This window comes from Calothrix sp. NIES-2100 (assembly GCF_963875285.1).
GTDB lineage: Bacteria > Cyanobacteriota > Cyanobacteriia > Cyanobacteriales > Nostocaceae > Aulosira.
In genome coordinates, this window is sequence record NZ_CAWNLA010000001.1 from 3,502,618 (window position 1) to 3,517,300 (window position 14,683).

Sequence of the window (14,683 nt, forward strand, 5' to 3'; positions counted from 1 at the left end):
AGCCAACTGAAAGAGGATTTTAGACTATAAATTTACTGACAATTTCACGAATTATTGATTCCAGTCTCAGGAGGATTGGGATTCAGAACCACACCATGTATGATCGGAGGAAAAGGAGTAGACCCAGGACAAGGATTAATCACCACACCATGTATTGTGGGGGGTTTAATCACCACACCATGTATTGTGGGGGGAAATGGAGTAGGCTGAGGACAAGGATTAATCACCACACCATGTATTATGGTAGTAGGAAGAGCTGTTCCACCGGAAATGCTTGTTGCTTCTTCATCACTCAAAGGCAGTATGGCTTCGCTCCGGCGTGCCAAGGCATTATTTACAGCATCATCAATCAAGTCGTTAATTTCAAAGTGACTGTTACCCTGTTTTTTCTTGTCGTTCATGTTGATTTTCCTTCTCTTTATTGAGAATTACAGGCGAATATTTTAAGTAAGAAATATTTGAGTAAAAGGTATTTGGCAGGGTTCAGACCCTTTCTAAATGCTGATAAATTTATTTCAATCCTGAATTTACAATGTAACTGTTTTGCTGACACTTTTGTAGCCATTTTGGCGTAACAATTCTCAACTTTGATATCAATACTATATGCAATTAGTAGGTTCGCATCAGTTTTGATTTTTAACGGTAGCTGTGACCAGAATAAATTCAGAAAAAAGATGACCTTAAAAGAACCGATTAATCAAACATCAGAACTAGAATCATTGACTCAAGAAACTTTTACCCATGCATTGAGGGTGCTTGCTAATATTGACAGCGATTTTGCGCAAATTTTAGAAACATTTGGGACACCACCTCTATGGGAAAGAGAAACAGGTTTTCCCACGCTGCTGCGGATTATTTTAGAACAGCAAGTTTCTTTAGCGGCTGCAAAGGCTGTATTTAAGCGTCTATGTGATGTTGTTCAACCACTAACACCAGAGAATTTTTTGTCGCTTGACGATATGCAATTAAGAGGAATTGGCTTTAGTCGGCAAAAAATCCTTTATTGTCGTGAATTAGCGAATGCAATTATGAAAGGTCAGCTTGATTTAATTCATTTGGAAACAATGGAAGAAACTATTATTAGAACTGAATTAAAGCGGATCAAAGGTATTGGCGACTGGACAGTTGATATTTACTTATTGATGGCGCTACAACGTCCTGATGTCTTTCCCAAAGGCGATTTAGGAGTGGCGATCGCCTTACAAAAGCTCAAAGGCTTGACAACACGCCCCACACCCACAGAACTAGAAGCGATCGCCCACCAATGGCGACCTTGGCGTGCAGTCGCTACCAGAATCTTATGGCACTATTACCTCAATGTTATTACGGTAAAAACAAAAGTGAAGAAGGCAGAGGGTAGGAGGTGAGCCAATACGGTTCGATTAAAGGGAAAAGGGAAGTTGTTAAGTACATGAGCAAAAATATTTACAGTCATTGCGAGCGAAGCGAAGCAATCCCAGAGTCTTTGCGATTGCTTCGCTTCGCTCGCAATGACGTTAACCGAACCGTATTGGGAGGTAAGCATCAAGCAAGTGGTGTTAGCGCAGCATTAGGGGACTTACAAAAAATAAATTACCCATATTCCGTAGTGCGTTCGCGTAGCGTGTCCGTTGGCGCAGCCTCCCGCAGGGAAGGACAAACATCTTGCACGATGAATGAACACCAGCGAGCGAGACGCTCGCACTACAAGTCACCCGAAGGGCAGAGGGCATAGTCAAAGTTTGCCACTACCAATGAAATACAGCAATGCCATCCGCACAGCTACACCACTGGTAACTTGTGCTTGAATCAAGCTAAATTCCGGATCATCCATCAAATCGGAGCTAATTTCTACACCGCGATTGACTGGGCCTGGATGCAGAACTTTGACATTAGGCTTGCACAGCCGCAGTTTATTGCGTGTAATACCAAATAATTGATGATATTCTCGTAAACTGGGTAACAAATGGGCAGTCATGCGTTCTTTTTGCAGGCGCAAAGTCATGACAAAATCCGCATCACGCAAAGCAGGTTCAACTTCCCAATGTAAAAATAACTGACGATTGAGAGAGGTTGCGTCTTCAGAGAAATACTCGGCAAATATTTTTGGTAATAAAGTTGGGGGTGCTGCTAAATGAACTTGGGCACCGCTTGCAGTTAAACTCCAAATATTCGATCGCGCTACGCGAGAATGGAGAATATCGCCAACAATGGCAATTTTTTTCCCTTTTAACAGTTCTATCCGGGGATTGGCTGGGTCAAGCAGAGTACAGATGGTGAATAAGTCTAGCAGTCCTTGGGAAGGATGCTCATGTTGACCATCACCGGCATTTAGCACGCTGACTTTCACTCCTAAACGATCCATTTCTTGAGCGATCGCATTTGGTACTCCAGCTTCCCGATGGCGAATCACCATGATATCAGTTCCCATCGCCAAATAGGTCTTCGCCGTATCCAGAATTGTTTCTCCCTTCGTCATAGAAGAAGTGGCTGCGGCAAAATTCAGGGTATCTGCACTTAAGCGTTTGGCGGCGATTTCAAAACTACTGCGAGTCCGTGTAGAAGGTTCAAAGAACAAATTCGCCACCACCTGTCCCTGTAAAGTTGGTACTTTCTTCGTCCGTCGTGATAGCACTTCTTGGAAACTCGCAGCAGTTTGCAAAACAGCATCGTATTCAACGGTAGTGAAGTCGCTTAGGGAAAGAATGTGATGACGATTCCAGGTGGTAGTAGGCATAGATATTGATTCGGTTTTTACGTAGAGAGATGATTGAGTATTTCTCTACAGCTTTTAATTTACAGTGCTTAAGAGCGGGACGCTACGCGAACGCATGTCAATTGAGAAAGTCAGGCGATGTCTGTCTTGAAAAGTTCAGATCGGCGGAAGCCGCCGCTCCGACTTTTCGCTACGACGGGCTACGCCGGAGCATTTTCATCTTTAACTCAACTATTTTCCTCAGTTAACGATGTCGGCGCAACAATAATTCCTACTAAAACCCGCAGTAATTCTTCTAATTCCTCAGGAACACGATAAAGTTTCAAATCTTGAGAAATGCGTTTTTCTTGACGGTGAAATATGCCAAATCGCCAATTTTCTCCTGTGGTGACAGCACCATAAAGAAGAGGGGTTTCCGATTGTGTGCATTGGTCAAGGGCAATTAATTCCACTGCTAGTTGGGTAAATCCCCTACCTAAATCAGATTGTTTGGCTTCAACTACTAACATTCCCACATCACTGCTGATGTAGTAATCAAGGCTATCTTTTAGTTGTTCGTTAACATTAATGGGATATTCAATATTTAATTGTGTTTGAGTTTCTACACAAATTTCTAATAGCGTCGGGGCAATTAATACTTCCCTTCTTGCTATTTCACTTATCGGGTTAACGTGGGCTAAATTTCTTTGTAAATAGCGACTTAAAAAATCTAAACAGTTAAGTTTACCTGCGTATTTTGGTAAATCAAGCCGTTTACGCTCATAAGTACAATTAAATTCTGCAAGGATGTCGGCTAGCGCATAGGGCAATTCAAAATATTTGCTAAATGTATAACTTGTACCGGGTTGTAGAATGCGCGGGCGATTCATAAAAGCATAAAATTTAATTGTTATTTTTGAGTTGAGAAAAAGATCTGAAAAATTCGTAATTACGTTATGGATCGAGATTTAAACCCAAACCATAACGGGAAATAATCATGGATTACGAATTACGAATTACGAATTACGAATTACGAATTACGAATTATTGTTGAATACAGCTTTGTGACCATTTCTGTACGCGCTGATACCCCTAGCTTACGGAACATCCTTTTGAGGGCTTGCTTGACAGAATTGTGGGTAATCCAAAGCCTAGCGGCGATTTCCCCATTGGTTAAGCCTTGGGCGACTAATTCGGCAATTTCTAACTCGCGCGGTGTCAGTGGATGAGGTAAAGAGGATTTGCTGGTTTTTGGTTTCGCCCGCAAAGTAGCAAGTTTTGCGGAAATGTGAATGCATAAAGCACTCAAATCAGCTAAATCGTTACCGTCAAAGGCTGGACTACCCTTAGCACGAGCTAAGTTTAGGGTTCCTACCAGACGACCATCACAGACAATTGGGCCAGTCATCACATGTTCGTGGTCGTGGCGTGGGCAAATATGCTTCCAATCTGCTTCTGATAGTATTAATTGCTCATGAGCAGGCGCATGACGCTCAACTACATAGCGTCCTATGGGATTACCTTGTAAGCAAACTGAGGGAATACTGGGAACATCAATCTGAGTCTTTGACTGGTCATCTATGAGATCGATACCCCAATGTTGCACGCCAAAATGTTCGCCAATTTTGTCCATGAGCGCGAGTTTTAGCTCTTGCTCATTGCGGACATTAGCGATCGCAGCAAATGCAGCATGAAGAGAATTAGCCATAAGTGTACCCAGTTGGGGTCTATGCGGGGCTTCACAATTACTTCTATGCTAATACCAAGCAAAGCAAAAACGCTAATATCACTACTGTTTATAGGTAAACACATGACTGTTACACAAATTTCTGCTCAGGAACTTTTCCGGGCTGCTTATGAAAATCGTTACACTTGGGACAAAGATTTTCCTGGGTATACAGCTGATGTCACCTTTAAGAATGACGATCAAGTGGCTACAGCTAAGGTAATCGTTAGCGCCAATCTCAAGGCGGAAGTCTCAGACACAGAGGATGAACAAGCCAAGCAGGCGATTCAATATCAAGCTTGGGAAATCGCGATTCACCGCGTCCGTCGTTCCTTTGAAGACACCCACGGTGCAAATAGTTTTACCTATGGTGCGACAGAAGCCAATGGATCTGTGGAAATCTTAGTTGGTGGTAAGGCTGAGGGCGATAAATATAAAGTCCGCAATAATGAAGTCAGCCACGTTCATCGGCTGATTCACGGTACTTTTGTGACCATTGATACCTTTAGCAGTCACCAAACTGGCGAAGGCTATCTATCTCACACCTATGACTCTGTATACCATGACCCCACAACAGGTCAACAAAAGGGTGGTAGAAGTGAGTTTACCGATGAATACGAAAAAGTTGGTAAGTATTTCGTTCTCAATCGCCGGGAAATTAAGACCGAGGTAGAAGGTAAAGTCACCACTCAAGAATTTATCTTCTCTAACATCCAGTTATTAGAGCCTGCTGCATAATAATTTTCACTCCTTAACCTCAGTATTAGCGATCGCATTTCTGAAAGTGCGATCGCTTTTATTTGTCAAAAGTTGGGGCACTAGTTAATGTACTATATAAGCATATAGGCATGAATCAATGAAAATACAGGCGATCGCTCTGAGCATTGAGGTTGCTCATTTTTATTTAATGAGAATAGGCAACAGATAAACCTGATAATTATCTTGGTTTCGACCTATCTACATTAGTTATCTTGCCGCTATTTTTGCCAGCCGATGAACAACAAGCTAAAACCAGACTGGGCTGGGGAAGATAAACTTTCCCAGTTTGTCAATCTCCTGATCCAGACTAAACCGATCTACAAATTGATGAAACAGCAAGCCAGGAAAGTACTCATCAAAACTGCTGAGAAAAACGGCGTTCCCTGGCGCAAAAACTATGAGACGCTGAAATCATCGGGAATAACCCAGCAAATTGCCAAGATGACTAACCCCGATGTTGTTTATCCTGATTATTACAAAGTACCTTTCCACGCCTACAGTGAGGGTAATCTTTGCTGGGATGCGGCTTTTGAAACCGAGTCAGCTACCTACTCAATGGCGTTGCGGGTTTGGCCGCAAGAAAACCTGACTTGGGAAGTCGCCCATGCGCGTCTTAGAGGTAGCTTTCATGAAGTTCTCGCTACTTATGGGCCGCAAGAAGTCCGAGATATTTTAGATATCGGTTGCTCAGTCGGTGTTTCTACATTAGCCTTACACCGCTACTACCAACAAAAGCAGAGTCATCCTGTACGTACAGTGGGTCTTGATTTGTCACCATATATGCTCACAGTTGCCTGCAATCGTGATGTAAATGGTGAGATAGCTCAGTGGATTCACGCACAAGCCGAAGATACAAAATTACCTGATAATTCTTTTGATTTGGTAACACTTCAGTTTGTCACCCATGAATTACCAGGGTACGCCAGTCAAGCAATTTTCGCCGAAGCGTTGAGATTATTGCGACCTGGTGGAGCGATCGCACTGGTAGATAATAACCCAAAATCCCAGGTGATCCAAAATCTGCCACCAGTGTTATTTACATTAATGAAAAGCACCGAACCCTGGAGCGATGACTACTACACTTTTGATATTGAAGCTGCATTGCAGGCTGTAGGTTTTGCGCTACCAGTTACCGTGGCTAGCGATCCTCGCCATCGGACTATTGTGGCGAGAAAGCCTGAGTAAAGAAGTCGCAAGTCGCAAGTCGCAAGTACAGTTTTGTCATAGAGATTTAGACACCACTATAAAACTTGCGGCTTGTAGAAGCCGGGGACTTAAACCCACGGAATCTATATTCACAGATATAATCAATTATTAAGGAAAATTCTGGTTAACTCGCCCTTACAACTTCTGGACACATAGAAAGTTTGCCTTGGAGACAGCCGCGTGAGGTTGTGTAACTGTATGAAATGCCAGATGTTTTGATTATTCCGGCAAATTATCGGCTTTTTTCTCCTCTGCTTGCAGTAATTCCCAAAGCAGGAATACCAATTCAATCGCAATACCCGCACCTGGGATTAACCAATCTGCTATTAGGGGAATCACAAACACTAAAACCGCTACCAGCTTTTTATAATTAATTGATTTTTTTGCCTTAAGCATGAGCTTTACCTTAACGCTGATGCCAAGGTAGATTTGGGGTAGTAATTGACAGCAAAAGCGCTGGTTTATCGGCTGAAATGCTTGAATATTCTGAATTTAGAGTTTGGGGATGCTAGATTTAGTTTGGGGAATCCCCAAACTTTGTCACAAAATTGGGCAATAATGACTGATGGCGCGTGTTAGCTACGGTGATGATGTCAAAGACAGAACCAGGAAGGTTTTAGAGAAGTTATTGGCTTATGCTAATGATGAGGTAGATAACTGTGAACGATTCAAAATTGACCTCAACTGGCAAACAGCAAACCAAGTCATCATCAGGACACAGCTTCGAGTTTTGGCAGAACTCACTGGTTTAACTAAAGATAATGTCCGAGAAGCACTGAAACGACTTGAGGATTTTTTAAGCATTGTCGAAGACTTGCGCGAACATCAGCGAGGTTCTGAGAATTGGCATTTTAAGCTGACGCTTTGGTACGACAAAAATAATAAACAAGAAAATTTACGTCAGTTTGATCGAGAATGGCAAAGTCGCAGAGAAAAATTACCAGGCGTGCAGCGTAGTGAAAAAAAAGCTAAAGCCGCACCCACATACTACGAGAATATTCCCTTGAGTGGGGTGGTAGAATTTGTTGGGCGTGGGGAAGAATTGCAAAAACTCCAGCAACTTTTGCAGCAAAATCAACAGGTAGCCATTGCTGCTATTGCAGGAATGGGTGGAGTTGGCAAAACAGAACTGGCTTTGCAATATGCAATCCAGCACCGCGACACTTATCAAGGTGGAATTTGCTGGTTGTTACCAAAATCTGGGGATGTGGGCGTGCAAATTGTCCAGTTTGCGAGGACGCAGCTTGATTTAAACCCGCCAACAGATGTAGATTTACCCGCGCAAGTACAATATTGCTTTCGCAATTGGCCTGAGGGTGAAGTGCTGCTGGTGTTGGATGATGTTGCTGATTATCGGGAAGTGAAACCTTACCTGATATCGCTATCTTCTCGGTTTAAAATACTGATGACTACCCGTCAGCAGTTGGGACGGATAGCAACATTATCCTTAGATGTACTGCAACCAGAAGTGGCGCTGGAATTATTAAAGTCAATTATTGGGAAACAAAGGGTTGAACAGGAAAATCAGCATCACCCTCAGGTAGCATTACAGTTATGTGCGTGGCTGGGATATTTACCTTTAGGTTTAGAGTTGGTGGGGCGGTATTTGGCGCGGAAACCAGATTTATCTTTAGCAGAAATGCTGCAACGGTTGGAGAAAAAGCGACTAGAACAACCCGCGCTTAATAAAGCAGAAGCCGACATGACAGCACAACGGGGTGTGTTAGCAGCTTTTGAGTTAAGTTGGCAAGAATTAGAAGACGCCCATTGTAGGGGTGGGGTAACCCCGCCCCTACTGGGGTGTTTGCTTAGTTTATTTGCAGCCGCACCTATACCTTGGAACTTGGTAGAACAGTGTTTACCAGAGGAAGACGGGGAAGATTTAGAAGAAATTAGAGATGATAAGTTGTTGAATTTGCATTTACTCCAGCGCAAAGGTGAGGGAATCTATCAACTACATCCCCTGTTGCGGAAGTTTTTTCAATATCAGCTTAAAGATTTAGAGCCAGCAGAGAAATTCAAGCTTTCTGTTTGCAAAGTAATGGTAGCAGAAGCCAAGAAGATTCCTCTTAGCCCCACCCTTGAGCAAATTAACGATGTCACCCCCGCCATACCTCATATAGCTGAAGTTGCAAACAATCTCATTCAATACGTCAGCGATGATGATTTAATTTGGCCTTTCTTCGGTAACGTTAAATTTTACAATGGTCAGGGATTGTATGACCAGGCTGTAACTTGGTGTCAGAATTGTCTAGAAGTCACCAAAAAACGTTTGGGTGAATCACATCCTGATGTTGGTACTAGCCTGAACAATCTGGCTTCACTTTACGATTCCCAAGGAAGATACAGCGAAGCTGAACCCCTGTATGTCCAAGCTTTAGAACTCAGGCGACGAAGCTTGGGTGAATCACATCCAAATGTTGCTACTAGCCTGAACAATCTGGCGGGACTCTACGATTCCCAAGGAAGATACAGCGAAGCTGAACCCCTGTATGTCCAAGCTTTAGAACTAACGCGACGAAGCTTGGGTGAATCACATCCATCTGTTGCTACTAGCCTGAACAATCTGGCTTCACTCTACAAATCCCAAGGAAGATACAGCGAAGCTGAACCCCTGTATGTCCAAGCTTTAGAACTCAGGCGACGAAGCTTGGGTGAATCACATCCATCTGTTGCTACTAGCCTGAACAATCTGGCTTTACTCTACGATTCCCAAGGAAGATACAGCGAAGCTGAACCTTTGTATGTCCAAGCTTTAGAACTAACGCGACGAAGCTTGGGTGAATCACATCCATCTGTTGCTACTAGCCTGAACAATCTGGCTTTACTCTACGATTCCCAAGGAAGATACAGCGAAGCTGAACCTTTGTATGTCCAAGCTTTAGAACTATTGCGACGAAGCTTGGGTGAATCACATCCATCTGTTGCTACTAGCCTGAACAATCTGGCTTTACTCTACGATTCCCAAGGAAGATACAGCGAAGCTGAACCTTTGTATGTCCAAGCTTTAGAGCTCAGGCGACGAAGCTTGGGTGAATCACATCCAAAAGTTGCTTCTAGCCTGAACAATCTGGCTTCACTTTACGATTCCCAAGGAAGATACAGCGAAGCTGAACCCCTGTACCTGGAAGCTTTGGAAATTTTTGAGCGACGTTTAGGGGAGAATCATCCCAATACTGTGACTGTACGTGAAAATTTAGCATATTTTCGCGCTCAATTCCCCCCACAACAGTAAAATTCAAGTTCCCCACCTCATCAATCAAGCTTTTAAGTAGGTCAACTTTAAAAAATGTAAAATATAGGCGTTTTTGGTTGAGTCGATTACACTCTTGAGGGCACGGCAGTGCCGTGCCCCTACCGGCAAGGATATAATTTTGGATTGCATCCAACTTCCAAGCGCTATAAATTATTCGCGATTACTTGTCTTTGAGACGCTACGGGAACGCTACACTGGGTAGAGCTCGTAATGACACTTTATGTTTAATTAAGTTGAGCTATTTATCTCCAAGTTTCGTGTTCCAAACGAGAATGTTCCGGTTCTGAACTCGAAGTTTCCTGTTCTGAGGTGGAATGATGGTGTTCTGAAGTCAAAGTTTCGTGTTCTCAACGAGAATGTTTCGGTTCTGAACTCGAAGTTTCCTGTTCTCAACGAGAAAGTTCCGGTTCTGAGCTAGTAGTTTCCTGTTCTGAGGTGGAATGATGGTGTTCTCAAGGCGAATGATGGTGTAAAATTCTCCATTGTCTGGTGTGCGATCGCGATCGCTTGACAAATGTCGCCAAATGTTTGGTTTCGTTCCTCAATCCAACCTACACAGGTTCAGGTTTTTGACTGAATAAGTGCGATCGCTCTACTTCAAATTTTAAACAGACTTGCGATCGCCTAAACGCTTACCTGCTGTTTAGTGTTGTTTGACTGTGCCCTTCTCCTTCAAAGACGCTAGCGCGAACGACTTCGCTCAGGGCACAATTATCATTGGGACAATGCGATCGACCATTCTCTAGCTGAATTTGAATTAATAATTTATACTCGCCTTGTTATTGCCTCAAAGCCATATCTACTTGCAAGACAGAGTGAGAAATTGCGAAAATTTCTGTAAATGGAACTTTGGCTCTTGTAGCAATTTCTAAAAACATAGTTTATCCCTCAGCGCCATGCAAGTCTATTGCACTAAACAACACCTAAATAATGGCAGTAACCGTTTTTGCACTCATTGCGGTGAACCTTTGCCTCTTCCTATCGGGCAGCTTGTGGATAAGCGCTACAAAATTATACGTCAATTAGGGCAAGGTGGATTTGGGCGTACTTATTTGGCGGAGGATAAAAATCAATCTCATCAACAATGTGTACTCAAAGAATTTGCACCGCAAGTAGAAGACGCGCAGGATTTACAAAAAGCTAAAGAATTATTTGAGAGAGAAGCAAATGTTCTGAAAAAACTCCAGCATCCCCAAATCCCCAGGTTTCACGCCTCTCTACAAGAGAAATTAGGGGGTAAAGATTTTTTCTTTTTGGTACAAGATTATATAGATGGTGATAATTACCGCCAGTTGTTAGAACAACGTCAAAGTCAAAAGCAGACTTTTACGGAAGAAGAGGTACTAGCTTTATTAGAAAAAATCTTACCTGTGCTTACCTACCTCCACTCTAAAGATGTAGTTCATCGCGATATTTCTCCAGATAATTTGATTTGGCGGCGTTCTGATAAACTACCTGTGCTAATTGACTTTGGTGGAGTGAAGCAATTACCGGCTTCTCAAGGTTTTTGGTTTACCCAATTGGCTGTCAATAACACTTTGTTAGGGAAAAGAGGCTATGCTCCAGAAGAGCAACTACGCCAAGGTAAAGTTTCTTTTAGTAGCGATTTATATTCATTAGCGGTGACAGCTGTGGTGCTGTTGACAGGGAAGGAACCGCAAGCGCTGTATGACAGTTACCAAGGAGTTTGGCTTTGGGGAAAAGAAATCAAAGTCAGTCCCAAACTAGAAGCAGTCTTAAAAAAGATGTTGGCATATCAACCGAGTGCGCGCTACCAAAATGCGAATCAAGTCTTGAAAGATTTACCGTCATCACAATTACCGTCGTCACAAGTTGCGCCTCCACCCCAAAATCCTCACCTTACCAAAATCAAGACGATGGTGGTAGCCCCAGGACGCAAACAACCCAATCAAATTATTAGTAAAATTCACAACAAGACGCAATTGCTAGCTAACAAAATGCCGGTTCCTGGTTGGATGCGTCCGTTTGCTATGAGTATGGTGGGAACGTCGGTGGTAGTTTTAGTTGGCGCAGGGAGTTTTGCGGTAGTAAATGCCATTATTCGCGGTGTATCGTCAATTTCACTGCCAACTATTCCCACAGTCTCCAATCCTATCAGTAAACCAGTGAGCGACAAACAAAACAAACAGACAAGTCGCCTCAGTCAAATTTTAAGTCGTCGCCAACAGCTGGAAATTCCCGAAGGATTTTTCATCCGCATGGTAGATAATTTGTTTTATACGCAAAAGCCAGAATTACAAGGACGTAGCCTAACTTCTCAAGCAGAAGATGCTCCATTACGGGATGAATGGTCTGGTATTGCCGAAAACTTGTTACAAAAACTGGAACAGGCTAATCTCAGTGCCCCAGCTCGTCGTAAACTAGGAAGCTACCAAGAGAAAGATGTCGATACCTGGAGGCGACAAGCACGAGCCGGACAGTTTGGTGATTATACAATAGATAAATTAATCAAAGATACCAATGCCAAATTCGATCGCTTGTTTCCCAATCAGCAGCGTGGGAAACAGAATCAACAAACTTATGGTCAAATTTGGTATGCGATCGCAGCCGATCAAGTAAGTAAGGTAAAATCTGGCAACTAGACTGTTGACTGTTGACTATTGACTATTGACTATTGACTAATTTATATGAATCCTTTTTATTGCTCCAAAGGACACGAAAATCCCGCAGGTAGTCGCTTTTGCTTGAATTGCGGCGAAAAATTATTAGATACACCAGTCAGTTACAATATTCAACCAGGACAAGTTTTAGGCGATCGCTATTTAATTGTGCGTCAAATTGGCCAAGGTGGTTTTGGGCGTACTTATTTAGCTGAAGATGTCAACCGCTTCCGTGAACTCTGTGTTTTAAAGGAATTTTCTCCTCAAGTTCAAACGGCTTACGTTTTACAAAAGGCTGAAGAACTGTTTCAAAGAGAAGCAACTGTTCTCTACAAACTGCAACATCCCCAAATTCCCCGCTTTCGGGAAAATTTTCACATCAATTTGGGAGGAAAAGAATATTTATTTTTAGTCCAAGATTATGTTGAAGGACAAACTTATAATTCTTTATTAAGTACCCGCCTCCAACAAGGTTTGCGGTTTACAGAGGCGGAAATTAGGCAATTATTACAGCAAATTCTCCCGGTTTTAGAATATATCCACTCTCTTGGCGTAATTCATCGGGATATTTCCCCCGATAATTTAATTCTGCGCCAAGTCGATCAACTCCCAGTATTAATTGATTTTGGCGGTGTTAAACAAGTAGTAGCAACGGTAGCTTCCCAATATTACCAGCCCGGTGTAGACCCATCGCCCCCAGCGCCAACTCTATTAGGTAAAGTGGGATTTGCACCTCCAGAACAAATGCAAACTGGTTTGGTATCTCCCCACAGTGACTTTTATGCTTTAGCCGCTACCATGTTAGTTTTACTGACAGGGAAATCGCCGCAAGAATTAATTGATACTTATACCATGAGTTGGCAATGGGACAGAGAAGTCAGCCTGAGTCCAATTTTGACGCAGTTATTCAAGACAATGCTATCGCCAAAACCGGGCGATCGCTACCAATCGGCTCGTCAAGTCCTAGAAGCACTCAAAGAGCAGCCAGGGATGAGCTATATACCCACCCAACTCCCTACCCAAGCGCCGCCGCCAGCGCCTATTCCCGCGCCGACTCCACCCACCACATCGGAGACGATAGCGATATCTTCCCCGCGTTACCCATCTTCCCCATCTCCGCTCCCATCACCTCCCCCCCAACCCGCAAATTCATGGACATCAACCCAAACAATTCTTGTAGCATTAGCTACAGCGGGGATGGTGGGCGTAGGTGCGTGGGGAGTAAATCATGTCATTAACTCCCCAGGAGGAGGCGATCCGCAGATTTCACCCTCACCAAAACCGAGTGCAACTACTACCCCACCCCAGTATTCCCAAGCAGAACAAGAACGCAAAGATAAATTGCGCGATCGCCGTCAACAGTTGAGTATAAACTATAACTTTTATGTAGACTTAGTAAATCAACTATTCTGGGAGAAAAATCCCAGTTTAAAAGGAAAGACCCTGAGCGATCGCCCTGAGGATGAAAGTTTGCGGGCAGAATGGGATAAACTAGCAGGCGAAGTATTAACTAAACTGGCACAACTGAGTACCAAAGCCCGCCAGCAACTAGGAACTTACACATCAGCAGAACGCGATCGCTGGAAAGTTGAAGTTAACCAAATCAATGTTGGTAGTCGTTCTTTATACGATCTAGGCGATGCAGCCTTCTTCGCCGCCTTTCCCACCCAAAAACGCAACAAGGAGTTTCTCGATCAGCCTACTGGACAAGTATGGTACGGCTTTGTCAGTGACAAACTCAGTGCCATATTAGCTAAGAGCGCCTTTCAAAAAATCGTCTTTGACCAAGGAGCCACAAGTAAAACAGTCAGTGGTAATCTAACGACAGGTAACGGCAAAATTTTTATTGCTGGACTTGCCAAAGAGCAATCTTTAGAAGTGAAACTCAAAGCCAATTCTCAAGTTTTGCTGTCAATTTATTCCCCTTCAGGCAAAATCAAATTTTTAGAAGACTCTACTCAACGCAGTTTATCAGTCAATCTACCCGAAGATGGATTTTATGAATTTGTGGTTGTGAATACAGCATCCCCAGCAGCAGATTATCAACTGAGCATCACAGCCGAAACTCCTATCCCACCAACGCCAACACCCACACCCACGCCAACACCCACACCCACGCCGACACCCACACCATCCCCAACGCCGACACCCACACCATCCCCAACGCCAACGCCAACACCCACACCCACACCCACCCCAACACCTTAAAGTCTTAAGCTGCTTGGTCAGTCAGTAGGGGCGGGTTAATTTAGATCTTTGTTAATGAATGAGGATATCTGTGAAGACACCCATACAAGTTGTTTTTGCTACTGACCACTGACCACTGACCACTGACCACTGACCATTGACGGCGACGAGGCGAAATTGGTTGGCTGATTTTGGAGCATGAGTATAAAGTCCTGACTACGAATCACACGTACATTCCTGGGACAGCAGAGAGG

At 43.4% G+C, this 14,683-nt stretch carries 11 protein-coding genes; 6 read left to right on the forward strand and 5 right to left on the reverse strand.

Annotated elements, in window-relative coordinates:
- Positions 1-44: 44 nt before the first annotated feature.
- Positions 45-401: a hypothetical protein gene (locus AACU32_RS14565; protein ID WP_339377890.1), complete on the reverse strand. Its 357-nt coding sequence runs from the start codon at positions 399-401 to the stop codon at positions 45-47.
- Between the two features lie 273 nt (positions 402-674).
- Here AACU32_RS14565 and AACU32_RS14570 point away from each other — a divergent pair, with 273 nt between their 5' ends.
- Positions 675-1,367 (forward strand): DNA-3-methyladenine glycosylase family protein, encoded by a 693-nt coding sequence (locus tag AACU32_RS14570; protein ID WP_096600575.1) that lies wholly within the window; start codon positions 675-677, stop codon positions 1,365-1,367.
- A 347-nt stretch (positions 1,368-1,714) separates the two neighbouring features.
- Here AACU32_RS14570 and AACU32_RS14575 read toward each other — a convergent pair whose 3' ends face one another.
- From AACU32_RS14575 to AACU32_RS14585, 3 genes are all read right to left on the reverse strand, one after another.
- Positions 1,715-2,716, reverse strand: a complete 1,002-nt coding sequence (locus AACU32_RS14575) for an aspartate carbamoyltransferase catalytic subunit (protein WP_096600579.1) — start codon at positions 2,714-2,716, stop codon at positions 1,715-1,717.
- A 206-nt stretch (positions 2,717-2,922) separates the two neighbouring features.
- Entirely contained in the window at positions 2,923-3,564 is a 642-nt protein-coding gene (locus AACU32_RS14580; RefSeq protein WP_096600581.1) for a hypothetical protein, read from the reverse strand.
- Positions 3,565-3,704: 140 nt separating this feature from the next.
- Positions 3,705-4,382 (reverse strand): helix-turn-helix transcriptional regulator, encoded by a 678-nt coding sequence (locus tag AACU32_RS14585; RefSeq protein WP_096600582.1) that lies wholly within the window; start codon positions 4,380-4,382, stop codon positions 3,705-3,707.
- 102 nt (positions 4,383-4,484) lie between these two features.
- On the opposite strand from AACU32_RS14585, the gene AACU32_RS14590 reads away from it, so the two are divergent.
- Complete coding sequence (locus AACU32_RS14590) at positions 4,485-5,138, forward strand: DUF3386 domain-containing protein (RefSeq protein ID WP_096600584.1); 654 nt, start codon at positions 4,485-4,487, stop codon at positions 5,136-5,138.
- Between the two features lie 255 nt (positions 5,139-5,393).
- Entirely contained in the window at positions 5,394-6,344 is a 951-nt protein-coding gene (locus AACU32_RS14595) for a class I SAM-dependent methyltransferase (protein ID WP_096600586.1), read from the forward strand.
- 240 nt (positions 6,345-6,584) lie between these two features.
- Here the strand turns inward: AACU32_RS14595 and AACU32_RS14600 are convergent, their stop codons facing one another.
- A complete protein-coding gene (locus tag AACU32_RS14600) occupies positions 6,585-6,761 on the reverse strand; it encodes a hypothetical protein (protein ID WP_339377891.1) in 177 nt (58 codons plus the stop codon).
- Positions 6,762-6,930: 169 nt separating this feature from the next.
- Here AACU32_RS14600 and fxsT point away from each other — a divergent pair, with 169 nt between their 5' ends.
- The 3 genes from fxsT to AACU32_RS14615 all read left to right on the forward strand — a co-directional run bounded on the left by fxsT (position 6,931) and on the right by AACU32_RS14615 (position 14,450).
- Positions 6,931-9,600 carry an FxSxx-COOH system tetratricopeptide repeat protein gene (gene fxsT / locus AACU32_RS14605; protein ID WP_096600588.1) on the forward strand — a complete coding sequence of 890 codons (2,670 nt, stop codon included), beginning with the start codon at positions 6,931-6,933 and terminating at the stop codon, positions 9,598-9,600.
- Between the two features lie 917 nt (positions 9,601-10,517).
- A complete protein-coding gene (locus tag AACU32_RS14610; RefSeq protein WP_096600589.1) occupies positions 10,518-12,224 on the forward strand; it encodes a serine/threonine-protein kinase in 1,707 nt (568 codons plus the stop codon).
- A gap of 45 nt (positions 12,225-12,269) precedes the next feature.
- Positions 12,270-14,450, forward strand: coding sequence for a serine/threonine-protein kinase (locus AACU32_RS14615; protein WP_096600591.1), 2,181 nt, complete (start codon positions 12,270-12,272; stop codon positions 14,448-14,450).
- The last annotated feature ends 233 nt before the right edge of the window (positions 14,451-14,683 follow it).

Coding starts and splice junctions, on each gene's coding strand:
- AACU32_RS14615 (WP_096600591.1), top strand. CDS start 12,270: ATGAATCCTTTTTATTGCTCCAAAGGACACGAAAATCCCGCAGGTAGT.
- AACU32_RS14585 (WP_096600582.1), bottom strand. CDS start 4,382: ATGGCTAATTCTCTTCATGCTGCATTTGCTGCGATCGCTAATGTCCGC.
- fxsT (WP_096600588.1), top strand. CDS start 6,931: ATGGCGCGTGTTAGCTACGGTGATGATGTCAAAGACAGAACCAGGAAG.
- AACU32_RS14565 (WP_339377890.1), bottom strand. CDS start 401: ATGAACGACAAGAAAAAACAGGGTAACAGTCACTTTGAAATTAACGAC.
- AACU32_RS14575 (WP_096600579.1), bottom strand. CDS start 2,716: ATGCCTACTACCACCTGGAATCGTCATCACATTCTTTCCCTAAGCGAC.
- AACU32_RS14600 (WP_339377891.1), bottom strand. CDS start 6,761: ATGCTTAAGGCAAAAAAATCAATTAATTATAAAAAGCTGGTAGCGGTT.
- AACU32_RS14595 (WP_096600586.1), top strand. CDS start 5,394: ATGAACAACAAGCTAAAACCAGACTGGGCTGGGGAAGATAAACTTTCC.
- AACU32_RS14590 (WP_096600584.1), top strand. CDS start 4,485: ATGACTGTTACACAAATTTCTGCTCAGGAACTTTTCCGGGCTGCTTAT.
- AACU32_RS14610 (WP_096600589.1), top strand. CDS start 10,518: ATGCAAGTCTATTGCACTAAACAACACCTAAATAATGGCAGTAACCGT.
- AACU32_RS14580 (WP_096600581.1), bottom strand. CDS start 3,564: ATGAATCGCCCGCGCATTCTACAACCCGGTACAAGTTATACATTTAGC.
- AACU32_RS14570 (WP_096600575.1), top strand. CDS start 675: ATGACCTTAAAAGAACCGATTAATCAAACATCAGAACTAGAATCATTG.